Here is a 25,854-nt window from a genome sequence, read left to right on the forward strand (position 1 = left end):
CGCTCCGCTGTGCTGGAGAGCGGCTGGACCCGGCATGGCTGTGCTGGAGAGCGGCTGGACCCGGCATGATCGCGTTCGCCGGGCCGGGAGGGCAGACCGCTACCGCATTTTCACGCGAACCGTTCGGCGCGATCCCACAGCCCTGTGACCGTGCGGGGTGCGGCGAGAGCAGCACACGGGAGGCGATACCGTAGAGGAGTGAGCACACCCCGTATCCGGCCCTTCGCCGAGGGCGACGACCTGCGCCTGAACGAACTCCTGAGCGACCCGCGGGACTCGGCCGTTCACGCCGGCCGCGGTCTGCTGCGCCCGCCTGCCGAGCGTCCGCTTTCCCGCGCCGTCGTCGCGGAGGTGGCCGATGACGTCCTGGTGGGCGCGGCCGGCGTCTCCGAGTCGCTGCTGCATCCGCAGCGGGCCTGGGTGCATGTGGACGTCGCCGCTGCCGAGGCGCGCTCGGGGCTGGGCGGCAGGCTCCTGGAGGCGGTGCGGGCCGAGCTGGCCGGCACCCGCCTGGAGGGTCTCGGGCTGCGGTGCGTCGTGACGCCCGGCTCCGCCGGCGAGGCGTTCGCGCGCGAGCACGGGTTCAGTGAGCTGCACCGCACCCGGATGGTGCGCATCGACGCCGGGGCCCTTCCGTCCCCTGCCCTGGAAGGCCGGCCGGACGGTGCTGAGCTGAAGGTGACGACGGCGGGCTCGGCGCAGCTGACACTCGCCTACGGGCCGTGGTACCAGCGGGTCTACGCCCGAATCGATCCGGCCGTGGAACTCAGCGTCGGGGAGGTGCACCGCAGGTTCCTGAGCGAGCAGGCCGGCGCCCACGGTGCCGCCCTGGTGCTGCGCGATGGCGCGGTGCAGGCCTTCGCCGTGTCCTATGCCAGACCACAGGAAGCGCCCGCCGGGGAAGGTGCGGCGCCTGTACCCCAGCCGGAGGAAGCAGGCGACGACGGCACCGAGCTGACCATCGGCACCGCGGACACCGGCACGGCCGAGGACCTGGAGCTGATGCTGGGAGTCCTGGCCGCCGAACGTCCGGTGGTCGTCGAGGTCAAACCGCAGATGGAGCTGCTGGACGCGCTCGCGGACCGCCTGATCGACAACGGACGGGCGCAGGTGCTCACCACGCTGCTGACCCTGGGCGACTGAGGGCGCAGGAGAGTCACCGTCACGAGGAGGAGCGGCCATGGTCCTCAATGTGCATGAACGTCGCATCGCTGCCTCCGCTGCGGCGGTCGGCGGGGTACTGGACACCCTTGCCACGCAGAACGACTGCCTCTGGGCGTGGGAGCACTGGCCGCCGATGCGGTTCCCCGGCGGGCTGCGTCCCGGAGCCGAGGGTGGTCACGGTCCGGTGCGGTACGCCGTCGTGGAGCGCGTATCCGGCAGGCGAGTGCGCTTCCGGTTCCAGCGCCCGGGCGGGTTCCACGGCCATCACGAGTTCCGCGTCGATGCGGTGCCGGCAGCCTCCGGCGCAGAACCGGAGGCGGCGGAAGCGGCGCCCCGCCCGGAGAACGCGTGCATCCTGCGCCATGAGATCGCCATGTCGCTGAGCGGCACTGCGCGACTGAGCTGGCCGCTGGTGTTCCGGCCACTGCACGATGCACTGATAGAAGAGTCCTTCGACAAGGTCGAACGCGGTTTCGGCGCCGGACCCGCCGTGCCGCATCGGCGTTCCCTGTGGGTGCGGTTCCTGCGCCGTCTGCTCGCCCGAAAGTGAGCACCCCGTACCCGGTGATGGACGTCGTACCGGGCAGAGCCAGGACATGACGACGGCGGAGAACACCGGCTGGGTACCATGACGGCATGCCCGAGGAACTGATCGCCCGCGCGCTGCTGGCCTGCTCGATGATGGGTTCCGGCGTGCTGCTTCTTTGGATCGCAGAAGCCGCCGCGAACGGCAGGCTGCGTCGCAATCAGCTGGCGGGTATCCGGACGGCCGCGACGCTGGCGAGCGATGAAGCGTGGCTGGCGGCCCACCGGAGAGCCCGGCCTTCCACGCGTTGGGCAGGCTGGTGCGCGGTGCTCGGCGGCGTGCCGGCGGTCCTTCCGGTGCCCCTGCCGATCTTCGCCGGCGCGGCACTGCTGGGCTGCCTGGGGATGATCGGGCTCGTCCTTTACGGTGCCGCGGTGGGCACCGCAGCCGCCCGTACCGCAGGCAGCGGGAGCGATTCCTGAGGTCTTCGGCGGGCCCCGCCTGCTCCCGTGGAGGAGGACGTGTCAGGCTGGTGAGGTCTTCGCGCCTGAGTATGAGTGGGCGTAAGTTCGTGTGCATGAGGGTGACGGCGAGCCTGCCTGACACTGACGCGGAGTTCCTTGAGCGTTATCGACGCACACACAATCTGGAATCACGGTCGGCGGCGGTGTCCCGTGCCGTCCGCGCGCTCCATGAGGCCGAGCTGGCTGAGCAGTACCGTGCGGCCTATCTGGAATGGAAGGGCTCCGGTGACGGCGCTGGGATCAGACCACCGGCGACGGTGTTGAGGCCGGCGATGAGGCGAGGTGACATCTATCGTGTTGATCCCGAGCCGATCCGATCCGGGGCCAGTAAGGGGTCGTGAGTTTATAGGGGGGTGTGTCGGGGTTGAGAACATAGTCCCAATCCGGGTGCCACTTATGGCGGGTCAGTGCCCCACTGACCTAAAAGTTGCTGCATGTCCTAGTCGGGAATTTTGATCCCGACAGGTACAAGCGCGGCCTGCCACCACGCCATACCGGACATGCACGCAAGACCGACTGGACGCGCACCTGGGAGTCACGGGACCCACACGCGGGCCAGAGCCACGCAGAACCACCAGCGCGGCCTGTCACCATCCCACACAGAACGCACGCCCAAGAGCGAAGAGACGTGCACGCGGGAGTGTCCGTGCCGGGTCATACAGTGAGACCATGACGAACACCCCGCATCGCTACCGGCACGAAGAGCTTCGTGCGGTACCTGCAGCCGGCGCCGGTGCCAGCACGGGTGGCGATGCATGGCCCGACGGCGGCCCCGGCGGAGAGCACCGTCCGACCTGCGGTGATGCCCGCGGGAACCGAAGTCCGTCCCGCAGCACCACCGGTGGTGATGCGTTGGATACGCTTGCCCGTCTTCAGCGGGCGTCGGCTCGGATGGAAGCGCAGATCCTCACCGGTGCGCTGGACTACCTCGATCGGGTGGCCGCCCAGGCTGAGGCCGACTACGCCGATCACGACCGTCACCTCAACCGCCTCCAGGCCGCCGGCGACGCACATGCCGCCAGCGCCGCCCGCGCCGCCGGGGCAGGACACTCCGGTTCTGTACAGCAGGTTCAAGCTGCACGCGGTGCCGCGATCTATGAGATCGGCCAGGCGCTGGGTCTCAGCGAGGGCCAGGCGTCTCTCCGGCTGGCCCGGGCAGCCCGTGTCCGTGAAGCGCTACCAGCCTCCTGGCAGGCCTTCCAGACCGGCGCCATCGACGCCGCACGGGTCCATGTTCTCGCCGAAGCCGCCAACGCTCTCACCCGGGCCGAGTCCCTGCATAAGCTTGATGCGCAGGCGGCCACGTACGCTGCAGGCCGGACCGTGGCGCAGCTACGAGCCTGGATCAAGCGCCGGATCGCTTCCTGGGAACCGGACGCACAGGCCCACCGCACCGCTGAGGCGCTGCAGGGCCGGCGGGTATGCATCGACCACCGCGATGACGGGGTCAGCGAGTTGTGGGCCGTGCTGCCCACGATGCACGCGGTCGCGATCGATCAGGCGCTAACCCGGGCAGGAAAGAAACTCCTGCAACAGTGTCGCCACGGTCAACAGGCAGGTGACCTGCACAATCGCGACAGCACGGCCCGGAACAACAGTGCGGCCGGGAACGACGACACGACCGGGAACAACAACGGCGGCGCGGCCGGGAACGATGGCACAACGCCTCGTCCCGCCCTCCCGCGTGTCACGTTGGAGCAGGCCCGCGCCGATGTCCTCGCTGATGTCCTGACCGGGGGAAAGCTGCCCCGCGCCCTGGACGCCACCACCACCGTCGATACCGGCGGTGTCGATGCCGGCGGTGTCGATGCCGGTGGTGGGAGCACCGGCTTCCGTGCCCAGTCAGGCCCCGGTAGCACCGGTCACGGCAGCCGCACCGGCAGCCACAGTGTCGGCAGCGCCACTGCCAGCGGCACCAACGACAGCACCAGCCTCAGCACCGGCAGCCTCAGTACCGGCTCCGGCACGGGCAGTCACAGTGTCGGCAGCTGCGGGACTGGCGATGCTACGGACCTCAGCTCCAGCACCGACAGCCACAATGGCGGCAGCCACAGTGTCGGTGATGCCCCGGACACCCGCCCCCGCACCGCCGGTCACGAAGACGACGACGCCCCGGCCACCCACACCGGTGAGGGCCCCGGAGTGGCGTACGAGCCCGGAGCGGGACTCGAAGCCCTGCGGGACGTCCGAGTCGATATCGGCATCACCATCCCCATCGGCACCCTGGCCGGGAAAGCACAGGCGCCCGGTACCGCACCAGACGGGTCCTGGACGCTCCCGGCAGACCAGGTGCGGGAACTCGCTCTCAGTCCTGCTGGCGGTCAGGTGTTCTGGCACCGCCTCCTCATTGATGACAGCGATGACGGTGGCGGCGAGGTGCTCTCCCACACCTATGCCGGGAGGTTCCCGCCCAGAGTCCTCCAGGCTGCGCTCCGGTTCCGGGACGGCACCTGCAGTGTGCCCGGGTGCCGGGTGCCGGCCGCTGACTGCGACACCGACCACCGCACTGCGTGGCCGGCAGGGCCGACCCGTGCTTCGAACTTGTGGAGTCTGTGCCGACGGCATCATCGATGGAAGACCCTCGGGATCGTCGAACCGGTCCGCACCAGCGACGACGGCAGAAGTGACAGTCACAGCACCAGCAACCCCGTCCGGTGGGGGTGGGTGCTGCCCTCTGGCAGGGTCGTCCGGGTCGAGCCGGTGGACCACCGTCCCATCGCCGAAACGCCACCCAGCACCTACACCGGAATCGATTCACTGCCGGTGGGCCTGGCCGGGGAGGTCCTGGGTGAGTTCCCGGACGCCTTCCCGCCGCGTGGTCCGGCGTCAGGGCTCCCCGGTATGCCGTTGGATGAAGACTTCTGGGACGAAGGCTCGTGGGAAGACGGTCCGCCGCCTCCTCCAAGGGACCTCGATGTTCTCCCGCCTGTCCCCGTAGCGTGCATCACCGCCGCGGTCCCGGGCAGCGCTACCGTCACCAGCGCCCCCGCATAGAGCACCGCACCCACCCCTGGCCTCGCCCTCACCACTCCTACGCAGAACATGCGCCCCGCCACCAGCGCCCCCGCATCTGCATCTGCATAGAGCGCCGCGTCCGCCCCTGGCCTCACCCTCACCACTCCTAGGCAGAACATGTGGCCCCGTCACCGGCGCCGCCCCATCTGCATCCCACACAGAGGGCACCCGTTCGCGCCCCTGCATCCGGCACCACGCCACCCTCAAGGGGTTCGTCAGTTTATATGTGGGGTGTGTTGGGGTTGAGAGTGTCGTTCCCATGGCCCCCGGGGTGCGGGCTTGGCCGGCTGGGCACCAGCCGGGTAGAGCGCTCATCCAGGTGCGGGAGCACTGTGCTGAACGTCGCCGTCAGGGGTTCTTGTACTTCTTGAGTGACGGCTGTACGCCATGATCCCAACCCGAAACCATTATGAGACTGGATTACTCACTGGCGAACGCTTAGACCTGGTGCTGTGACGGCCGCCAAGGCAGGTGGCCGGCCGCAGGCGTGCGGCCCGCCGACTACCCTTGACGGTGATGGCACATCTTCTCGGGGCTGAGGCCCTGCACCTGGAATATCCCACCCGCGTGGTGTTCGACTCCGTCACCGTCGGCGTGAACGAGGGCGACCGCATCGGCATCGTCGGGCGCAATGGCGACGGCAAATCCAGTCTGCTGGCGATGCTAGCGGGCCGGATCGAACCTGATGCCGGCCGGGTCACCCGGCGCGGCGATGTCCGGCTGGGCGCGCTGTGGCAATCCGACGAGCTGGATCCGGACGCCACGGTCGGGTACAGCATCGTCGGCGACGCCCCCGAGCACGAGTGGGCATCGGACGCGCGGATCCGCGACGTCATCGGCGGCCTGGTGTCCGACATCCCCTGGGACGCGCGCATCGGCGCCCTGAGCGGCGGGCAGCGGCGCCGCACCGCCCTGGCGAAGCTGCTCGTGGGGGACTGGGACGTGATCGCGCTCGACGAGCCGACCAACCACCTGGACGTGGAGGGCATCGCCTGGCTCGCGGAGCACCTGAAGCGCCGCTGGTCCAAGAACGCCGGCGGGCTCCTGGTCGTCACGCACGACCGCTGGTTCCTGGACGAGGTCTGCACCGCCACCTGGGAGGTGCACGACCGGATCGTCGAGCCCTTCGACGGCGGGTACGCCGCCTACGTCCTGCAGCGGGTCGAACGCGACCGGCAGGCCGCCGTCGCCGAGGCGAAACGGCAGAACCTGATGAAGAAGGAACTCGCCTGGCTGCGCCGCGGAGCCCCGGCCCGCACCTCGAAGCCCAAGTTCCGCATCGACGCGGCCAACCAGCTGATCAGCGATGTCCCGCCGCCGCGCAACCCCATCGAGCTGACCCGGATGGCCACGGCGCGTCTCGGCAAGGACGTGGTCGACGTCCTGGAAGCCTCGGTGGCCTTCGGCGACCGCGAGATCCTGAAGGATGTGACCTGGCGGATCGGACCGGGCGAGCGCACCGGGATCCTGGGCGCGAACGGCGCGGGCAAGTCCACCCTGCTGGGTCTCGTCGCCGGCACGGTGGAGCCGAGCGCCGGCCGGGTCAAGCGCGGCAAGACGGTGCGCCTGGCGGTTCTGGACCAGCAGTTCTCGCAGCTAGCCCAGATCGAGGACGACCGGGTGCGCGAGGTCCTGGCCCGTCAGAAGACGCTGGTGGAGGTGGAGGGCAAGGAACTCACGCCCGCGCAGCTGCTCGAGCGCCTGGGCTTCGCTCGTGAGCACCTTTCCGCCCGCGTCGGTGATCTCTCCGGCGGGCAGCGGCGCAGGCTCCAGCTGCTGCTGGTGCTGCTGAGCGAACCCAATGTCATGATCCTCGACGAGCCCACCAACGACCTCGACGTGGACATGCTCGCGGCGATGGAGGATCTGCTGGACTCCTGGCCGGGCACCCTGCTGGTGGTCTCTCACGACCGGTACCTGCTTGAACGCGTCACCGATCAGCAGTACGCCATCCTGGACGGCCGGCTGCGCCACGTTCCCGGCGGTGTCGACGAGTACCTGCGGCTGCGCGCGGACTCAGAGACGGGACGGCCCGGCGACGCCGATGCCGGAGGCGGCGGGCAGAGCGTCGCGGCAGCGCCCGGCTCCGGTTCTGCATCCGACGCCGCATCCGGTTCCGGGACCGGTGGCGGCTGCCTGAAGCCGGGCAGCGCCGAGCACCGGGCCGCGGGGAAGGAAGCCGCGGCGATCGAGCGGAAGATGGAGCGGCTGGAACAGCAGGTCGCCGCGCTGCAGGAAGAGATGGCGGCGCACGACCCCGCGGACTTCGAAGGGCTCGCGGCGCTTGGCGCGCGCCAGGAGAAGCTCCGCGCCGACCAGGAGAAGCTCGAAGAGCGCTGGCTGGAGCTCGCCGAGCGGCTCGGCTGAGCTGTTTTGCCGCTGAGACGAGCACCTACGGTCCGGCCGGTACTCGCGCCCGGCCCGCCAGCACGTCCATCCGGCCTGGCCTGCCTTCGTGACTTGGCACGTCCGGCCGATACGGTCCGGTCCGCCCGTGCTGGGCTGCACGCTCAGGAGCCCGCGTGGGCGGGAACGTCACGGAACGAGTTCCGGCCCACGACGGTCAGCAGCGCGGAGGCGCCGAGCAGGACTGCGGCGATGACGGCGAGCATGGTGATCCCGCTCTGGGCGAACACCATGGAGCCGAGCGCGGCGCCTCCCGCGATGCCGGCGTTGCTGGTCGCCACCACCCAGGCGCCGGCGGTCTCCGGTTCTGCGCTTCCGGTGCGCACCGCCGCCGACTGGTAGACCGAGGCGGCTGGTCCGAAGGCCAGGCTCCACAGCATCGCGGCCAGGAACACCGGCACGAGTGCGGGATACGCGAGGGCGATCACCGCGATGCCTGCGGCCATGCCCGCCGGGACGGCGGCAGCGCTGGCCCGCGGGCGGCGGTCGAGGTGAGGGGCCGCCAGCCGGATGCCGAGCAGGCTGGTCGCGCCCAGAGCGAACAGCGCGGCGCCCACCCAGGCGGGTCCCACGCCGGAGCGGACCAGCAGGCTGCTGATGTACGTGTAGAGCACGTAATGCCCCAGATAGGTCAATCCGTTGGCCAGGACGACCAGCAGCAGCGCCGGCCGGCGGCGCCGGTCCCCACCGCCTGCGGCCCGGGGTGCGGGCACGTCGGGGAGCACGAACATCGCCAGCGCCACCACCACGCCCAGCAGCGCCGTCAGCGCCACGAAGGACCAGCGCCAGCCGAGCGCGGCGCCGATGGCGCTGACGCCCGGCACGCCGAGCACCAGTCCCGCGGACACGCCCACGGAGACGAGGGCCATGGCCCGGCCGGTGGCGCCCGGCGGGGCGAGCCTGGCCGCATAACCGATGCAGATCGAGAAGAAGAGCGCGTGCGTGGCGCCGCCGAGGATCCGCGCCAGCGCGAGCACGCCGAAGGACGGGGCCAGGAAGGTGAGTGCGTTGCACAGCAGGAAACCGGCCAGGGTGGCGATCAGGAGCGGCTTGCGCCGGAGACGACGGGTGGCCATCGTGACCGGGATGGCGAGGATCGCCACCATCACGGCGTAGGCGCTGACCAGCACGCCGACGCGGGCCTCCTCCACTCCGAAGGAACGGGAGATCTCCAGTAGCAGGCCCACCGGAGCCACCTCGGTGGTCAATGCAGCGAACGCGGCGGCCGCCAGCACCAGCAACCCGGTCCGCGCCGAGCCGAGACCACCTGTATGAGCCACCGCGCCGCCTCCGGATTAGAATTTACTCGTGCCCCGAGAATATTACCGGACGAAAAGCCCTGACAACGCCGCCGGCGGCCGCGCGGCCGAGAGCCGGTGGCGGACCGCGATCGACATGCTGCGACTGCTGCACACCGAGCCGGGAATCACGCGTGCGGCCGCGAGCGAGCGCCTGGGAATCAGCAGCGCCTCGGCGACTGAGACCGCCGGGAGACTGCGGGAGATGGAACTCATCCGGGAGGAGCGTGCGCCTGCCAGCGGACGGGGCCGGCCCACGACGGTCCTGTCCCCCCACGACCGAGGACCGCTGGTGTGCACGGTGGCGCTGCGTTCGTCCAGCTGGGAGATCGCCCTTGCAGATCTGGGCGGTGAACCCGTGCCGCTGGATTCGGGCAGCTACGGACCGCGGTCCCTCGAAGAGATCCTGCCGGAGCTCGCCGCCAGCATCGGCGCGGTGGCGGAGCGTTACGGCCGGCGGGTGCGCTGCGTCGCGGTCACCGTCGCGGGAACCGTGACGGGTACCCGCATCGCGCAGTTCTCCACCCGTGGCTGGGGCGCCAGTGACCTCCGCCCCCTCATGCCGGCAACGGACGCCGGGAGCGAGATTGGGATGCTGGGCGGTAACGACGCGACCCTCAGCGGGCTGGCGGAAGCCCGCACCGGCGTGCTGAAGAACACCAGCTGCGCACTGCATCTGCTCGTGGAAGTGGGCGTGGGTGGCACACTCGTGGTGAACGGCGACGCGATCGCGGGGGCCTCGGGCGCGGCGGGCGAATACGGTCATCTTCCACTCGGCGACCCGGCCCTGGAATGCCCGTGCGGCGCGCGCGGCTGCTGGGACCTGATGGTGGACGGCCGCGCGATGGCGCGCCACCTCGGCCGGTCCCGGCCGGAGGACCCCGCCGGCTTCGCCGCGGAGGTGCTGGCCGCGGCCGGGCAAAAGGGCACCGGGGCGGAGCTGGACGCGGTGGCAGCGGTGGCCGCCGACCTCGGCGCGGGCGTGGCCGCCCTGGTCAACGCTTACGATCCGGAGACGATTTCCCTGGCCGGCCTGGCCCCGCGTATCCGGGCCCTGGCCCCGCTGGCCTTCCGGGAGGGGTTCCGCGAGGGGCTGATGAAGCTGCATCGCGCCCAGCCCCCGGCGGTGGTGGACAGCCGTCACGCCGATGACGGCGCCGTCCGCGGTGCGGCCATCCTGGGGATCGATCATCTGCTGAGACCGGAGGCGCTGGAGAGATGGGGCGCGGCCAGCTGAGCCACGGAATTCCATGCGTGGAGGCGGGGCGGCCCGCCGGCGGTCGGCGGGTAGGCGGGCCGTGCCTGACCGGGCACGGCACCGGGCACCGTCGCCGGTCCTGCTGACGAGTACGGGAATGCCGCGGCCCCCTGGTTCGCGATCCCGAGACTGGGCACCATCGCGGCCACCGGGGGAGCTGTTCGATACAGGGGCGTGTTCAATCATACGAACCCGGATCGCACAAGACTTTCGCAGAAGAGCGCTCTTGACGGATGCCCGAAACTAGGCGAGCGTATCTGACAGTGTCTCATTACCGGTAAAGGGTTCTATACGGTCGCGCACGCAGGCCGGGGACCCGCTCGATGGCAAGCCTCGAATCGTCCTCTACCACGGCTGTGCCCGTGGCGCGGGAACCAGGAAGGCGGTGCGGAAGGGAGTGCGGGTGTCCTACCGCCTGCGTGAGCGTCCCATCCGCGGCGAACTCGGAACGACGCTGCAGGACCACTGCCGCAGTACCGCCGCTCCGGTCGTGCTGGTCCGAGGCGCGATGGGCGCCGGCAAGAGCCGCTTCCTCCGGCTGGGTCTGGCCGGGCTCGAGGACCGGGAGATGATCGTCCTGGACCAGCGACCGGCGCCGGACCGGACCGGGGTCTCCGAGCCCGAGCCCGGCAAGCACCGGCTGTCCCTGCTGAACGAGACGCCGGAAGACGGGCGCGGCAACGGGCCCAATCCCTATGCCGCTTTCACCGGTCTTCTCGCTTCGTTCCACGGCAGCTGGGGGAGCGCGCCGCCGGTCGTCGTGGTGGAGAACGTCGATGTGCTGGACTCCCCTTCGCTGACCGTGATCGATCTGCTGATCCGCTCCCAGCGCGCCGGCGTCCTGCTGACGGCGTCCAGCAGCGCGGTCGTCCTGCGCTTCGCCCAGGTGCTGCAGTCTGCCCGCGGGCTGGAACTGATCCTGGCACCACTCACGGCCTCCGAGGTCAGCGAACTGGCCCGGCAGGAGTACGGGGTGCCTGCCTCGGAGCCCGTGGCGCGGTACCTCCGGCACACCTCGGGTGGTTCCGCCTTGCTCGTCGCCGACATGCTGCGGCTCGGATTCGAGGAGCGCTGGCTCGTGCCGGTTGACGGTTATGTCGTCTTCAACGGCCTGCCGGCCCTGCTGGACGGATACGTCGCCAAGGAGAGCGTCGCCCGCCTGCGTGCGGAGGCGGGCTCGGATCTGGTGGAGTTCTGTTATCTGGTCGCGCTGCACGGGGAACTGGAACCGGGCGAGGCGATGTCCTCGCGTGCTAGCGGGACGAATCTGCTGCTGGCGGAGGAACTCGGCCTCGTCACGATCGAGCGCGGACGGGTCAGGCTACGGGCGCAGGCCCTGGCCTACTTCCTTCAGCTGGCGATCCGCGGCTGGGACGAGTCGGCCGTCGGCCGTCAGGCGCAGTGGCGGTCCCACTCCGATCCCGCCCATCGCTCCGTGTTCGCCGCCGTCCAAGCGGGGATCGACTGCAGCCGGGAAGAGCTGCTGGCCTCCGCACGTCGTTGGCTCGACCGCGGGGTACTGGCCCGCGCGGAGGCGATGCTCGACGCGATCGACGGGCCCGGTGCCGATGACCGTGCCGTCCTGCTGCGGGCCGAACTGGCCGCGGTCGCGGGCCGGCCGTACACGGCGCTGGAGACGTTGCGCGCAGTCTGCGGGCAGCAGACCCGCGAGGCGTTCGAGCTGAGCGCCCGGATCAAGATCGTCCTGCTCGGCGACATTGCCGCCGCCGAGGACACCTTCGCCCAGCTCGCGGCGCTGGAGCGCGACGGCATCGTGCCCCCGGCGTCCGAGGCGGACGCCTACCGGCGGTACGCCCTGCAGGTGCAGCGGGACTGGGTCAGCCTCCCACCCGGGGAGGTCCTGGCCGCGCACGACCCGCCCGCCCCGCCGCCACCGGGAACCGGGCACGAGCCGGGCATCGCCGCTGCCCGGCTGCGCATCATGGCCGCGGTGGCCCATGCGCGTGCCTATGGCGGGGACCCGCGTGCCGCAGCGGAACTGGTGCAGGCCATGGCCGTCCCGCCGCAACCGCCCCGGGACGTGCAGGCCGTGCCGCTGCTGGATCAGCTCTGGCTGCGCACGGTGCTCCAGGGCACGCTCATGGCCGCCGGCATCCATCCGGACGAGTTGTCCGCAGTGCCGTGGTACGCCACCCCGGACGAGCGCATCGTGCCCGATCTGTGCGCGATGGAAGCCGCCGGTCTCTATGTGGACCTCGTCAACGGCACTCCGGTGCCGGCGCTGGCCGAGCGCCTGGCCCAGCTGCAGGCACAGGTGTCCACGCACGTCCCTCTGCAGAGGCACATCCGGCCGCACCTCGAGGTAATCTCCGCGGTCGTCACCGCGCTGGGCGAACGACCGGCGCCGGGCGTCGCGCCGGATCCCTCATGCACCGGCGACGGCACGGAAAGCAGGGCCGTCCAGGGCGTCCGGGAGATGCGGCCAGACGCCTACGATCCCTATGCGCGGCACGTGCTCCTGCTGGGCCAGGCGCTGCTGACGCCTCCCGGGGACCTCGCCGAGGTGCTGACCCGGAGCCGCCGGGACTTCGCGCCGGCGCCTGGCGGGCACCACATCATCCTCCGATGCGTGGCCGTGCGGCGAATGGCCGAGCTCCCCGAGCACGCGCTGCGGATGCTCGCCCAGGAGCTGTCCGGAACGGACGCCGACGATGATCTCGTCAGGGCGCTCACCGCCCTGGCCGATCTCCGAGCGGGCGGTGCCGGCCGTGCGCCCCGGCCCGCGCTGGAACGGGCGCTGGGCGAGCTGATCGAGAAGCGTCCGGCACTCGACCCGCGAGGGCTCGCACTCACCCTCGCCGCGCTCGGACTCGAACAGGGCCCCGCCGCGGACCGGCTGCTGCGAAACAGCCCGGCCGCGGAGGAGTGGCTCCGGAGCGGGACCGAGCCGGAGCCCGAGCGTGCGCCCCGGCGGGAGGACCTGCGCACGGTTCTGACCGCACGCGAATACCAGGTCGCCGAGCTCGCTGCCGGAGGCCTGTCCAATGCCGCGATCGCCGAACGTCTGAGCATCTCCCGCCGCACGGCCGAGACGCACCTGGGCCATGCCTACCGGAAGCTGGGCATCGCAAGCCGGCAGGAACTGTGGGCGGAGTTCCTCGCGTGAGCGTCGACCGCATCCCGAAGGCGCCTGAGCCCCCAGCGCCTCGCGCGGCGTCACCGGCGGCGCCCTTCCTGGGGCCGGTCTTCACCGGCCTGGTGGAACGCATCGCCGATCTGCGGCCAGAGCGCCGGGGAGTGGTGGCGGTGCTGCCGGCCACCTGGGGAGCGACCGCTCTGTGCGCGCAGCTGGACGAACCGGGAGCGCTCACCGTGCGCGGCCTCCCGGGGGCGGAGAACGAATCGGGCCTGGCGATCCGGATGGCGCTGGAGGCCTTCGACGACCGTCCGGCCGCAGTGCTCCTGGACGAGTGGCTGGCGGCTTCGGCAGGTCGGGCCCCGCTCCTGCTGGTGGATCAGGTCGGGGCCCTGGACGCGGAGAGCGCCCGGCTGATCAGCCAGCTCATCGCCCGCCGCAAAGTCTTCGCCGTCATCCTGCTGGCCGTGCTGGGCGATCTGCCCGCGCCGCTGGCGGCGCAGCAGCGCGCCGGTACCCTCGTCGTCGAGGAGATGAGCGCCCTGGAACCGGGGCAGATCCGCTGCCATCTGGGCGACCTGCTCGGAGGCGATCCGTCATCGGCCATCACCGCCCGGGTGGCCGCGCTCAGCGGCGGCCACCGGGCTCTCATGCACTGGCTGCTGCGGGCCGCCCACGATGCGGGCGTGCTGCACCGGACCGGTGCGGTCTGGGAGTGGCGCCTGGACGAATCCGGGCTCATCCCGGCCCTGGCGGCCTATGAGACGGAGATCGTCGGCGCCATCCGGGCCGATGTGCGAGACCGTCTCACCACCATCGCGCTGGCAGGATCGATCCCGGAGCACGACGCGGCGGCGCTGCTGAGCGAACGCTTCCTGGCCAGGCTCCGCCGGCAGCGGCTGATCACCCTTGACCCGTACGGCACGAGCGCCAGGCGCAGCTACACGCTGCGCAGTCCGGCGCTGGCGGCGCTGCTGCGGCACCGTGTGGGCCCGGCCGAGGACACGCACCGCTGGTACACGGTCGGAACGTCGCTGCACCCGTCCTCCGGCGGCCCCGATGCCGAGCTGGGCGCGGCACGCTGGCGTCTGCGCGCCGAAGGCGGCATCGCGGGAGAGGAGACCCAGCGGCTATTGCGCACGGCGTTGCGCCGCGGCCGCTTCGCCGTGGCGATCGAACTGGCCGCGCCGCACCTCGCCGTCCACCCCGGCGTCCGGGTGCTCGCCGCTCGCGCGCACTACGCCCACGGCGACGTCGAGGAAGCGCTGGCACTGTTGCGCGGTCTGCGAGCCGGCGTTAACGAGGACTGGCGGCAGGCCTACATCCTGGCCATGCGCATCGCCGTGTTCCACCGGCGGCCGGGGATGGAGCTGGCGCGTCTCCTTCGCGTCCGTTGGGCCGAATCCACCGGACGGGACGACCCTCATCTGGACGGAGACGGCGTGCCCGGTCTGGAGCGCATCATGCGTGCGCTCCAGCATGACCGCGGTCCGCGCGCGGCGGCCGCGATGCTCCCGCAAGCCGGCTTCCGCACCGCCACGGCCGCCTTCACGGCCCGGCTGTGGGTCGGCGCGGAACTCGGTTTCGGCGCTGATCCCAAGCGGGGCAGGCACCTGCTGCAGAGCCTGCTGGACGACTGCACGCGGGAACCCGATGGCACCGAGTTCATCGAACCGGTCCTGGTGCTGCTGCTGATGCTCAGCGTGCAATCGGATGAAACGGGATTCGCGGGAAGGATGATGCAACTCCAGACCGGCGGCCTGCTGCGGCAGAGCCATGCGCTGTCGGCGGTGCTGGACCTCATCACCGCCACCGCGGCCCTGGAAGCGGACCGCGCGCATACGGCGCTGCGCCTGGCCAGCGATGTCGCCCGGCAGCCTCGCGATCCGTACGGTATTCGCCCCCTGGCGTGGGCGGTCGCCGCCGGAGCCGCCCGTGCCACGGGGGAACACGAGCCGGAAGACGCCGTTCCCGCGGGGGCGGCGGAGGCGAACTGCCTGCCGTACCTCGAGGGCATCCGGCAGGCGATCCTGCTGTTCGCCCGCGACCCGGAGGACCCCTCGACGGTCGCGGAGCTGGAGAAGCTCTCCCGCGGGGCGGAGGCGGAGGACCGCGTGATGGAACGGTTCGAGATCCTGGTCGTGGCCGCCCGCGGGGGAAGCGAGTACGCGGCACGGGAACTCGTGCGGATGGTGGCGCCGTTCCGGCGCGGCAGAACCGGGATCGCGCGTGACTTCGCCGAGGCCCGGCTCTCACGCGATCCGGCCGTGGTGCTGCGAACGGCCGCCCAGTTGCAGGAACGCGACGCTTCCAGCTACGCGCTCGTGCTGGTGGCCGGGCTCTGGCCGCACCTGGACCGGCTGAGGGGAGGCAAGCGCGAGGCGATCCGGCTGGTGCTGCGGGCTCGGGCAGCCCAAGCCGAGCCGTCCCTGCTCGTGGACACCTTGATGGCGGACCTCGCGCTGTCGGAGCGCGAGCGACTGATCCTGGCGTCCCTGCGCGACGGCGAATCCACCGGCACCGTGGCGCGGCGGGTGAACCTCTCGGCCAGAACGGTCGAGGGCATTCTCTCCCGGCTGATGCGGCGGTTCGGCTGCGCCAACCGGATCGAGCTCCTGGACCTCGGCCTGGTCTGAACCACCCCGCGATGTGCCGTACGACACTTTCCGGGGTAATGAACCTCACCCGTCTACGGGCTCGTGCGTGAAACCACGTAGTACGCCGTCAGCGGGTTGCGGAACTACTGATATGACTATTCGGTGAAGAGGTGGCAACCCTGAGGTGACGCAGTGGTGACGACTCGTACAGTCACTGACGTGAGCACATGGACGAACCCCTCCGAGACCGGCATCCGCGCCCGTCTCGCCGCCGCCGGAGCGGTCTTGCTGACCGCTCTGAGCGCCGCCGTGCTCCCCTTCCCGGCAGCCCCCGCCGCCGCCCAGGGCGTCCCTCAGGCGGACCCGCTCGCCCCGCCGCACACCGTCGTCGTCCGCGGCGATGCGCGATTCGGCACCGGAGGCCAGATCAACGGCAGCCTCGCTGCCGGCGGCACCATCTCCTTCGGCACCTTCGACCTGGGGCGTCCCGCGGACGGCACCGCGGTGCCCGCCGCCGACGGCCGCCCCACCCAGCTGCTGGCCGGCGGCCGCGTCGACCTGTCTTCGGGCACCGTGTTCCGCACCAACGCCGGATACGCCGGCATCGCGGATATGAGCCGTTACACCCAGGTCCGCGACGGCCGCCTGCTCTCCGGGACCGATCCGAACGGTCCGCACGTCTTCGTCCAGGGCGTCAGCCCCAGGCCGGCGACCCTTGCCGATTACCACTCCGAGGCGTTCGCGGCCCTGTACCCGGCAGCGTTCTTCGACGATGCGATCGCCACCGCGGCGCAGCTCGGGCAGCTGCCCGGCACCGTGCAGGCGCGTGCCGGCGGCGAGCTGCAGCTGACCCTGCAGCCGGACACCGTCAACGTCTGGACCGTCACCGCCCGGGAGCTCGCCGGCTACCATGCGGTCAACTTCGGCACCGTGAAACCCAGCGCGACCGCGCCCCTGATCGTCAACGTGACCGACCCCGCCGGCACCGGCAACGTACTCGGCGGCTTGCGCTTCAACGGCGATGCCGCCGGCTTCTCGCCGTACGTCACCTGGAACCTCAGCGGCTGGAACCGGCTCAGCCTGGAAGGCGGCGCCGAGCTCTCCGGGCTCGTCCTGGCACCGCAGGCCGCCGTGACCTACCGGCTGGGCAGTAACCTGACCGGGCAGCTGATCGCCGATTCCTTCACGATGGAGGGCGGCCGCACCATCAACCATCGCCAGCACGTCGCCCCGGCGCTCGGCCGCGAGCCCGAACCGGCCACGCTGCGCCTGCGCGCGGAGGTCGAGAACGGCACGACCGGCACCGCGGCCCCGGCCGACTGGACGCTCCACGCCGAGGGCTCCGGTGGCGAGGTGCCCGGCAGCGGGGGAACGCTCGCCGTCGCCCCCGGGGGATATGCGCTCGATGGCCGCCTCACCTCCGGCAGCGGAGAGCCCGGCGACTATGTGCTCACCGGCGTCGCCTGCAGCGAGGACGGTGCCGGGCCGGTCCCAGTGCACGGGCAGCAGGTGGAGGTCGCCGAGGGCCAGACGCTCGACTGCGTTCTCCGCTACGCCCATCAGCGCCTCCAGATCGAGCTGCGCGGCTGGGACGTGCCCGCCCAGGAACCAGGTTCCCTGCCCCCGGCGGACACGGAGATCACCGAAGGGCAGCGCATCCCGGACCGGACCGTCACCTGGACCTACACGGTCAGCAACACCGGTGCCACCACCATCGGCGGCATCCGGGTGACCGACGATACCGGCACGGGACCTCCCGCGTGCCCCGCCGACCGGCTCTGGCCGGGCGAGCGGATGATCTGCACCTCCAGCGGCCGGGCCGCCTGACCACCGATTCATGCACCATCCCGCACCCACCGGCCGGCTGCCCAAAGCCGCCGGCGAACCCCAGAAGGAGACACACATGCGCAAGTCCACCGCCGGAATCATCGCCGGAGCCGGCCTGCTCGCCCTCGCCCTGACCGGCGGCACGTTCGCACTCTGGAGCGACGATGCCGAGGCCGACGGCGGCATCATCACCGCCGGAAACCTGCAGGTCACCACCGGTCAGCCGCAGTGGTACGACATCTCCGCCGGTACTGATAAGACCATCGACCTGAACTCCTTCCGCGCCGTGCCCGGTGACACCCTCCGCCTGGACCAGGACGTCGACGTCGTCCTGGTGGGTGACAACCTGAAGGCGCAGGCGGCGGTCGAGCTCCCCGACGCGGGCGGCGCCCTCGCGCAGCACCTCGACGTGACCTACGAGTTCCTCGATGCGCAGGGCCGCAGCCTCGGCAGCGCCGAGGCCGGGCAGGCCATCGAGACTGAGATCACTCCCGCCGACGCCGGCACCTACACCGTCGAGGTGACCTTCCAGTTCGACGAGAACACCCCGGATCGCGTCGCCACCGAAGCTTCCGCCGCGATCGCCGGCACCACCATCACCCTGACCCAGGTGCGCTGAGCCGGCGTTCGCCGAAGACGCGGCGCCCGCGTAAGGCGCGCCGGGAGCAGCAACCGCCAGCGTGGAGGAGTCGTGCCGCAGAGGTGCCGAACGGCACCGGCGTAAGAGACCAGGACCATCACCTGCGCATCACGGGGCGCAGCGACCGCGGACCGCAGGGCGTGGCAACCCCGTACCACCGAGAGGAGGAAACCCGAGATGAAGCATACGCGTACGGAACGCAGGCGCCGGTTCCGGTCCGCGCCCGTGGCCGGGCTGCTCATCGGCGCGGCTCTTCTCCTCGCGGCGGGCGGAGGCGTCACCTCCGCGCTGTGGGTCGACACCGCAGCATGGTCCGGGCTGATCACCCTCGGCCAGACGCGGTTCACCCTGGGAGAGGACGAGTCGCGTCAGACTCTGGAGACGTTCCCGGGCACGCTCGGGCAGGAGTACTCGGCGGACCTCCTGACCGGACTCCGGGCAGGGCAGCCGCAGGCCGTCGCGATCCCGGTCACGGGCCGGGCGGAGGGCAACCGCGGCCTGGCCTACCGTGTGGAGAGCACTGGGGTGACGGGCGATCCGGCGCTGCTGGAAGCGGCCGCGCTGAGTTTCATCGCGGTCGACCAGCCCGGTGACTGCCATCCCGGCGGGGCGGGGGCGGCGCTGGGCGAGATCCCCGCCGGGAGCACCGCCCTGCGACGCGGCGACGACCGGGTCCTCGTTCCGGCCTCCGGCGAGGACACCGGCCACGGGTACCTGTGTGTCATCGCCACCGTCGAACAGGATCCCGTGACAGGCACGCACCGGCGGCACACGACCGTCACAGGAACGTCCGAGGACGTCCTCGCCGGGGACCCGGACGTGACCGCCGCCGACGAGTGGAGCCGGGACCTGGATCTGCCGGCCAGCGCACGCGAGGCCGTCCTGCGGGTGGACCTCCGGGTCTGGACCTTCCGGAACGACGATGCCGATGACGGCGGCTTGGCCGGCCGAGGCGGCGAACTGCGGACGGGCTCATGACAGCCCGGGAGGACGACGGCCGGAGCCTGCTGCGGACCCTCCTCAATACCGTCCTCTGGAGTGTCCTGGTGGTCTTCCTGGCGGTCGTCGCGGCAGCCGTGCTGGTGCCGCGGCTGCTGGGCGGGACCGCCCTGACAGTGCTCAGCGGCTCGATGGAGCCCACCTACTCGCCCGGGGACATGATCGTCGTGGTGCCCGCCGGCGCGGAGGAGATCCAGCTGGGCGATGTCATCAGCTTCCACCCCTACCCGGACGATCCGGCCCTGGTGACCCACCGGGTGATCGCCGTCCAGACCGACGGCACGGGGGAACTCTCCCTGGTCACTCAGGGAGACGCCAATTCCTCCGCGGATGAGCCGATCCGCGGCGAGCAGATCGCCGGGAAGGTGCTCTACGACCTTCCCGCCCTCGGATTCCTGGCCGAGGCCATGCGCGGGGACAGCGCCCGGACCCTGGCGATCTGGGCCGGCGGGGCGCTGCTGATCCTAGGACTGACCGGCACGGCGCTGCGCTGGCTGCGCCGCGCGAAGGCGGGGACATGAGAGCACTCGGCGCGACTCTGCTTCCGGTGCTGCTGGCGGTGGCGCTGCTGACCGGGGCGGTCCCGGTCGCGGCCACCGGGAACGCCCCGCACGACAGCGCTGCGGCATCTGCCGGAGCCGCCGCCGGTGGCGCGGCCATCGCGGACGAGAGCGCCGTCCAGCACATCGGCCTGACCTACGACGGTTTCCATGCCGAGGAGGCCACGGTGCCGTTCCCGCCGGCCGTCGTGGTTCCCGGCGACGCCGACGAGCGAATCCTCCGGGTGGAGAACCTGGGCGATCTGCCCGGGCAGCTGACCGCGCAGATCGTCGGGGTCCGGTTCAGCACCGATGCCGTCCACGAGTTCTACCGGGAACTGCGGATCAACGGGATCCCCGCCGTCGAGCTGTACCACCGGGAAACCGTGGTCCGCAGCCAGGTGCTCACACCGGGAGAGACGACCGACATCCCGGTGCGTTATGACTTCCCGGTCGACTCCACCGGCGGGAACAGCGACCAGCATCCTTCCGTGGCCTTCGACGTGCGGCTGACGCTGGACGCGCTGCTGCCAGGCAGCGGCGGGGAGGGCCCGACGGCACCCGCAGGCGAGGGAGCCGCCGCCACGACCGGAGGCAACGCCGATGTCCCAGTTGCGGCCGGGACCGTCCGGCTGCCCCGGGAGCTTCCCTTCACCGGCGTTGACCTGCCCGTGCTGCTGGCGCTGGCCGCCCTGGCCCTGGCGGCGGGCTCGGTGCTGTCCGCCGTCGTGCGCCGGCGACGCCGCTGAGTGCATCTGCCCCGGCGACGCCGCTGAGCGCATCTGCGCCAGCCGCGGCACCGGTCCTGGTCCTCAGGCCGTACCGCTCACGCCTCCCGGAACCAATGCCAGGCGACCAGCTCACCGGCCAGGACCTCGGTCAGCAGCGCGACGGAGCGGTCCTCCTGACCGGGGAACTCGACGGTCAGCTCCGCGCCGGGGAGCGTGCCGCCCACCACCGCGTACCGTGAGCCGCGCTGGCGCATCCAGTCCAGCGCCGGCCCGTCCCATGCCGAACCGGCGAAGACCAGCGCCCGGTAGTCCTGCGTTTTGGTCAGGTACACGTCGACGTGGGACCAGTCGCCGGTCTCCGAGGCATACGCCGGCCGGCGCGGCACCTCTCGCATCATGAGCGCCGACTGCTGGGCCGAGGACAGCCGCTCCACCGGCGCCAGCACCCAGGCTCCTATCGGGCCGCCCAGCAGGTCCGCGAGCGGCGGAACCCAGTCCGCATCGGCGTCCAGGAGGTGGCGGGACGCCTCCGCGGCGCGCCGGAGTGACTGCGCCGAGAACATCGGCGTGACCGGCGTGAGCGCCGCCAGGAGCGCGTCCAGCACCGGCAGGGTGGCGCGGAAGGTGCGGCAGGCGATGCCGCTCTGCTCGGTGCCCGCCCCCAGCGGCACCACCGCATCGGCTCCCTGGGCGAGGGCGGAATCGGGCCGGTTGGTCACCGCCACCAGCCGTCCGGTGCCGCGGTACCGGACGACGGCGTCCAGCACCTCCGCGCTGCCGCCGGTCGCGGAGACGGCGACGACCACGAGATCCTCGGCCGGAGCCGGGAGCTCGGAGGTGCTCGCCAGCTCCACGGTCACCGGGACTCCCTGGGCGCGGGCGGCGCGGGCCACGACGTGCGCGGCATAGGCGCTCGACCCCATGCCCAGCACGAGGACGCGCCGTCGTTCCGGCGGCACGGACACCCGGAGCGCGCCGGGCAGCCCGTCCAGGCCGGGCAGGCCGTCCCGCAGCACCACGGCGAGGGCGTCGAGGGTGTCCGGAATCAGGTCGAGATCGGCGCGGAAGGCGGTGGTGTCCATGGCTCCTCGGGAAGATCGGCGGTGCTGGGGTAGCGGTGGGCGATGACGGCGTCCGGCGCGTAGCGCCAGCGCGGGAGGAACCGCTGGGCGTACCGTACTTCCGCCAGCAGCTGTTCCGCTCTCAAGCCCGGCAGCGACCCCTCGTCCAGCAGCGAGTCCGCGTCCGGGCCCAGGGCCGCCCGGTAACCTGCCAGGAATCCCCGGCCGGCCCGTTCGGCATGGGCGAACAACGACGGCTCCGCCCGGCCGAGCCGCTTCTGCGCCACGGCCGCGACCAGGTCGAGCGAGACCAGCATATGTGCCACGTCCCGGGCGGCGGGCTCGGCGCGCCAGCGCGTGGCGGAGTCCAGCTGCGGATCCCCGTCGAAGTCGATGAGCGCGATCCGGCCGGCGGGATCCCGCAGCACCTGCCCGATGTGCAGATCCCCGTGCAGCGGGAACGCCAGACCTGGAGGCCGGTCCGCCAGGGAGGTCAGCGCCTCGCGGAGCGGTCCCACGCGGTTCTGCAGGCGAGCCGCCGCGGCGGAACCGGCCGCCGGGTCCGCCCCAGCATCATCACGGTTGTCGTCACGAGTGGCCTCCGCCAGCAGCCGTTCGGCTCGCCGGCGACGCTCTAGCGGCGCATCCTCAGGCTCCGGCCGGGCGCCGGCACCCGCGGACCCGCGGCCGGCCAGGATCGCGTGCACGCGTCCCACCGCGCGGCCCAGTTCCACCGCCCAGGCCGGTTCCGGGCCGGCAACGCCACCGGAACCGCCAGCGCCATCGGTGCCGCCGGTCCGGTGAGCGGCCAGCAGCTCATCGACCGCCCACGTCCAGCCGTCGGTGGTGCCGGGCAGGAACTCGCTGACCAGCGCGAGGGTGCCGGTGCCGTGGACCGGGTGCTCCCAGCCCACCTGCCCCGCCAGCGCGGGGACGTCGCGGCAGCCGGCATCGGCCAGGCGCGACAACAGCACCGTCGCGCGGTCGCATGCGCCCCAGTGGCCGGCGATCTTCACGACGTACCTGCCGTCCACGATCACCGAGGTCTGGGTCTGATCCACGTCGATGGCGTTCTCCGGCGCCGCGGCGCCCACAGCCGGGTCCACCCTCCTGGCGAGTTCGCGGGCGAGGCCGTCACCGGCACGGGGCCGCCGGCCGCCCGCGGTGACGCGTCCATCGACGACCTCCAGGCGGACGCCCGCGACGGAGGGGGAACTGCCGTGCAGCACGGGCTGGGAAGTGGTGGCGTGGGTCACATTCGCATACTATCGGCGTCACGACCTCGCCGCCCGTAGAGGACACCGCGCCGCTGCCACGGGCACGCACTCGCAGCGGCCCTCGCGTGCCCCCCTGCGAGGGCGCGCAGATATGGAGACATCGATGGCCGGTGAGTCCCGCACCTTCCTCTTCCTGCCCGAGAGCGCCTACGGCCCGACCAACAACTGCATCGGCATCGGCAACGAGCTCCTCAAGCGCGGACACCGGCTCGTCTTCGCGGCCGAGCGCTCCTGGGACGGCAAACTCGCCGCCCTCGGCTTCGAGGAGGCGCTCGTGGACCTCGCTCCGCCGGCGGAACCCGCCGATGGCCAGGAAGAGGAGCAGGACGCCGGGCAGTTCTGGAAGGACTACATCAAGGAGATCTCCCCGGAATTCGCCAAGCCCACCATCGACCAGCTCGAGACGGTCTCCAAACCGATCATGCAGGAGCTGATCGACGGCGCCATCCATGCCGAACCGCAGCTGAAGGAGATCATCGCGCAGCTCCGGCCCGATGTCGTGGTGGAGGACAATGTGGTCGCCTTCCCCGCGCTGGTCACGGCACCGGCGCCGTTCGTGCGGATCGTCTCCTGCAATCCGCTGGAGATCCGCGGCCAGGGCATCGCCCCGGTGCTCTCGGGCCTGCCCGAGGACGATGCGCAGGCCCACGCGGAGTTCCGCGCGCGTTACGACCAGACCCACCGCCCGATGTGGGCGGACTTCAACCGCTGGGTGCAGGAACAGGGGGCGCCGGCACTGCCCGAACTGGAGTTCATGCACCCCGGCGATGTGAACCTCTACATCTATCCCGAGGAGCTCGACTACCTCGGCCGGCGTCCTCTGCCGGGGCTGAACGAGCCCGGATCGGTCTGGCAGCGGGTGGAGTCATCCGTCCGCGAGACCGAAGCCGACGCCCAGCTGCCGCCGGGGTTCGCCGACGGCTCCCTTCCGCTGATCTACTTCAGCCTCGGCTCGCTCGGCTCGGCGGACGTGGGGCTGATGCGCAGGGTGGTCAGTGCCCTGGCCGATCAGCCCTATCGCGTGATCGTCTCCAAGGGACCCCTGCACGAGGAGATCGAACTGCCGGAGAACATGTGGGGCGAGGAATTCCTGCCGCAGACCACCATCCTCCCGCTGGTGGACCTGGTCATCACCCACGGCGGGAACAACACCACCACGGAGGCTTTCCACTTCGGCAAGCCCATGGTGCTGCTGCCGCTGTTCTGGGACCAGTACGACAACGCCCAGCGGGTCCACGAGAAGGGTTTCGGGGTGCGGCTGGACACCTACGGCTTCACGCCGGAGCAGCTGCGCGCGGCGGTGGACGGCCTCCTGGCCGACACCGCCCTCCGGGAGCGCATGGCAGGGATCGGCGAGCGGATCCGCGCCGGCCGCGGGGTGACCAGAGCCGCGGACGTGATCGAGGCGGCGGCCGGTTCCGCTGCCGGCCGCGCGGCGTGAGCGGGCGGTCCGGCATTCCGGCAGGGGATGTTTCCGTCAGATGACGGCAGGTATCTTTTTGGTTTCTTTTGCACTTCCGCCCGCCGCCGGGGCCTGCCGGCTGCGTCACAAAACGTAGGATAAAGCGCACCGCGCCTGCTGGCGCGAATCCGCACCGCTGACCCGCCCCGCCGGCCCGCACCCGAGAGTGCGGGCGTTGCACGGGACGCGCTTACCATTCAGGAGAGACACACATGATGAGGTCGATGTGGACCAAGAGGTCCCTGACCGCGGCCGGCGTCGCCGCCGCCGGAGCACTCGTTCTGTCCGGCTGCGGGCAGGCTCCCGACGAGGCCCCGGAGGCAGCCGGCGGCGAGGAGAGCGTCGATTACAAGGCGTGCATCGTCTCCGACGCCGGCGGCTGGGACGACCAGTCCTTCAACCAGTCCGGCTACGAGGGCCTGATGGCCGCCGTCGACGAGTTCGGCATCGAGCACGCCGAGGCGCAGTCCCAGTCCGACGCGGACTTCGGCCCCAATGTGGACAGCATGGTCCAGCAGGGCTGCAACGTCGTCTTCGGCGTCGGCTTCCTCCTGGAGGAGGCTCTGCACGATGCCGCGGAGGCCAACCCGGAGACCGACTTCGCGCTGATCGACTCGACCTTCTCCGACGCCGACGGCAACCCGGCCGAGCTGGAGAACGGCAAGCCGCTGGTCTTCAACACCGCCGAGGCCGCCTACCTGGCCGGCTACGTGGCCGCCGCCATGAGCGAGACCGGCACCGTCGCCACCTTCGGCGGCATGCAGATCCCCTCGGTGACCATCTTCATGGACGGTTTCGCCGACGGCGTCGACCGCTACAACGAGGACAACGGCGAGGACGTCCAGCTGCTCGGCTGGAACAAGGAGAGCCAGCAGGGCTCCTTCTCCGGCGACTTCGACAACCAGAGCCAGGGCCGCACCATCGCCGAGCAGTTCCTCTCCCAGGACGCCGATGTCATCATGCCGGTCGCCGGTCCGGTCGGCCTGGGTGCCGCCGCCGCCATCGACGAGGTCGACGACGCCAAGCTGATCTGGGTCGACTCCGACGGCTACGAGTCCACCGAGCACGGCGACATCATCCTCACCTCGGTGCTCAAGCAGATCTCCCAGGCCGTGTACGACACGGTCGAGGAGGGCGTGAACGACCAGTTCGACGCCACCCCGTACGTCGGCACGCTGGAGAACGAAGGCGTCGGCCTGGCACCGTTCCACGATTTCGAGGACGAGGTTCCCCAGGAGGTCAAGGACAAGGTCGATGAGCTCCGCCAGGAGATCATCAGCGGCGAGACCGTCGTCGAGACGGAGAACGCCCCGTAACAGGCGCCCGGCGCCTTTACTATGGTCCCGTGACGGTGGCCCGCCCCGCATGCCGGGTGCGGGCCACCGGCGGGTACAGCTATCCGACGGGCGGGGACCCCGACGCGACCACGGCGT

General features: G+C 71.3%; 18 protein-coding genes. 15 read left to right on the top strand and 3 right to left on the bottom strand.

The genetic code is table 11. The features are described 5' to 3' along the window. Positions 1 to 198: 198 nt before the first annotated feature. The 5 genes from IEW13_RS07295 to IEW13_RS07315 all read left to right on the top strand — a co-directional run bounded on the left by IEW13_RS07295 (position 199) and on the right by IEW13_RS07315 (position 7,596). Positions 199 to 1,143 carry a GNAT family protein gene (locus IEW13_RS07295; protein ID WP_229744987.1) on the top strand — a complete coding sequence of 315 codons (945 nt, stop codon included), beginning with the start codon at positions 199 to 201 and terminating at the stop codon, positions 1,141 to 1,143. A gap of 37 nt (positions 1,144 to 1,180) precedes the next feature. Beyond that, positions 1,181 to 1,714, top strand: a complete 534-nt coding sequence (locus tag IEW13_RS07300) for an SRPBCC family protein (RefSeq protein ID WP_188550287.1) — start codon at positions 1,181 to 1,183, stop codon at positions 1,712 to 1,714. Positions 1,715 to 1,800: 86 nt separating this feature from the next. Then, the gene (locus tag IEW13_RS07305) at positions 1,801 to 2,172 is read left to right on the top strand and encodes an SdpI family protein (protein ID WP_188550288.1); all 372 of its coding nucleotides are present in this window, start codon (positions 1,801 to 1,803) and stop codon (positions 2,170 to 2,172) included. A gap of 933 nt (positions 2,173 to 3,105) precedes the next feature. Further along, on the top strand, positions 3,106 to 5,208 hold the full coding sequence (locus IEW13_RS07310; RefSeq protein ID WP_188550289.1) for an HNH endonuclease signature motif containing protein: 2,103 nt from the start codon (positions 3,106 to 3,108) through the stop codon (positions 5,206 to 5,208). Between the two features lie 537 nt (positions 5,209 to 5,745). Next, positions 5,746 to 7,596, top strand: coding sequence for an ABC-F family ATP-binding cassette domain-containing protein (locus IEW13_RS07315; protein ID WP_188550290.1), 1,851 nt, complete (start codon positions 5,746 to 5,748; stop codon positions 7,594 to 7,596). 143 nt (positions 7,597 to 7,739) lie between these two features. On the opposite strand, the gene IEW13_RS07320 is transcribed toward IEW13_RS07315, so the two are convergent. Continuing rightward, positions 7,740 to 8,915, bottom strand: a complete 1,176-nt coding sequence (locus tag IEW13_RS07320) for an MFS transporter (RefSeq protein ID WP_188550291.1) — start codon at positions 8,913 to 8,915, stop codon at positions 7,740 to 7,742. A 28-nt stretch (positions 8,916 to 8,943) separates the two neighbouring features. Between IEW13_RS07320 and IEW13_RS07325 the strand changes: the two genes are divergently transcribed. The 8 genes from IEW13_RS07325 to IEW13_RS07360 all read left to right on the top strand — a co-directional run bounded on the left by IEW13_RS07325 (position 8,944) and on the right by IEW13_RS07360 (position 20,639). After that, positions 8,944 to 10,170 (top strand): ROK family transcriptional regulator, encoded by a 1,227-nt coding sequence (locus IEW13_RS07325; RefSeq protein WP_229744988.1) that lies wholly within the window; start codon positions 8,944 to 8,946, stop codon positions 10,168 to 10,170. Positions 10,171 to 10,576: 406 nt separating this feature from the next. After that, positions 10,577 to 13,318, top strand: coding sequence for a helix-turn-helix transcriptional regulator (locus IEW13_RS07330; protein WP_188550292.1), 2,742 nt, complete (start codon positions 10,577 to 10,579; stop codon positions 13,316 to 13,318). Next, a complete protein-coding gene (locus IEW13_RS17365; protein ID WP_229744989.1) occupies positions 13,315 to 15,924 on the top strand; it encodes a LuxR C-terminal-related transcriptional regulator in 2,610 nt (869 codons plus the stop codon). The genes IEW13_RS07330 and IEW13_RS17365 overlap by 4 nt, the downstream gene beginning before the upstream one ends. Positions 15,925 to 16,104: 180 nt before the next feature. After that, the gene (locus IEW13_RS07340) at positions 16,105 to 17,712 is read left to right on the top strand and encodes a collagen-binding domain-containing protein (protein WP_188550293.1); all 1,608 of its coding nucleotides are present in this window, start codon (positions 16,105 to 16,107) and stop codon (positions 17,710 to 17,712) included. A 76-nt stretch (positions 17,713 to 17,788) separates the two neighbouring features. After that, complete coding sequence (locus tag IEW13_RS07345; RefSeq protein WP_188550294.1) at positions 17,789 to 18,331, top strand: alternate-type signal peptide domain-containing protein; 543 nt, start codon at positions 17,789 to 17,791, stop codon at positions 18,329 to 18,331. Positions 18,332 to 18,529: 198 nt separating this feature from the next. Beyond that, positions 18,530 to 19,330 carry a hypothetical protein gene (locus IEW13_RS07350; RefSeq protein WP_188550295.1) on the top strand — a complete coding sequence of 267 codons (801 nt, stop codon included), beginning with the start codon at positions 18,530 to 18,532 and terminating at the stop codon, positions 19,328 to 19,330. Beyond that, positions 19,327 to 19,872: a signal peptidase I gene (locus IEW13_RS07355; protein ID WP_188550296.1), complete on the top strand. Its 546-nt coding sequence runs from the start codon at positions 19,327 to 19,329 to the stop codon at positions 19,870 to 19,872. Before IEW13_RS07350 ends, IEW13_RS07355 begins: the two co-directional genes overlap by 4 nt. After that, complete coding sequence (locus IEW13_RS07360) at positions 19,869 to 20,639, top strand: hypothetical protein (RefSeq protein ID WP_188550297.1); 771 nt, start codon at positions 19,869 to 19,871, stop codon at positions 20,637 to 20,639. The genes IEW13_RS07355 and IEW13_RS07360 overlap by 4 nt, the downstream gene beginning before the upstream one ends. 77 nt (positions 20,640 to 20,716) lie before the next feature. On the opposite strand, the gene IEW13_RS07365 is transcribed toward IEW13_RS07360, so the two are convergent. Together IEW13_RS07365 and IEW13_RS07370 are read right to left on the bottom strand one after the other, a co-directional pair. Then, positions 20,717 to 21,703 (bottom strand): SIS domain-containing protein, encoded by a 987-nt coding sequence (locus IEW13_RS07365; RefSeq protein WP_188550298.1) that lies wholly within the window; start codon positions 21,701 to 21,703, stop codon positions 20,717 to 20,719. Next, positions 21,667 to 22,938 (bottom strand): hypothetical protein, encoded by a 1,272-nt coding sequence (locus tag IEW13_RS07370; protein ID WP_188550299.1) that lies wholly within the window; start codon positions 22,936 to 22,938, stop codon positions 21,667 to 21,669. The genes IEW13_RS07365 and IEW13_RS07370 overlap by 37 nt, the downstream gene beginning before the upstream one ends. Before the next feature lie 112 nt (positions 22,939 to 23,050). Here IEW13_RS07370 and IEW13_RS07375 point away from each other — a divergent pair, with 112 nt between their 5' ends. Both IEW13_RS07375 and IEW13_RS07380 read left to right on the top strand, forming a co-directional pair. Then, entirely contained in the window at positions 23,051 to 24,400 is a 1,350-nt protein-coding gene (locus IEW13_RS07375; RefSeq protein WP_188550300.1) for a nucleotide disphospho-sugar-binding domain-containing protein, read from the top strand. Positions 24,401 to 24,633: 233 nt separating this feature from the next. After that, positions 24,634 to 25,737 carry a BMP family lipoprotein gene (locus IEW13_RS07380; protein ID WP_229744990.1) on the top strand — a complete coding sequence of 368 codons (1,104 nt, stop codon included), beginning with the start codon at positions 24,634 to 24,636 and terminating at the stop codon, positions 25,735 to 25,737. Positions 25,738 to 25,854: the final 117 nt, after the last annotated feature.

Origin of the sequence: Sediminivirga luteola (assembly GCF_014639315.1) — a bacterium.
GTDB classification, from domain to species: domain Bacteria; phylum Actinomycetota; class Actinomycetes; order Actinomycetales; family Brevibacteriaceae; genus Sediminivirga; species Sediminivirga luteola.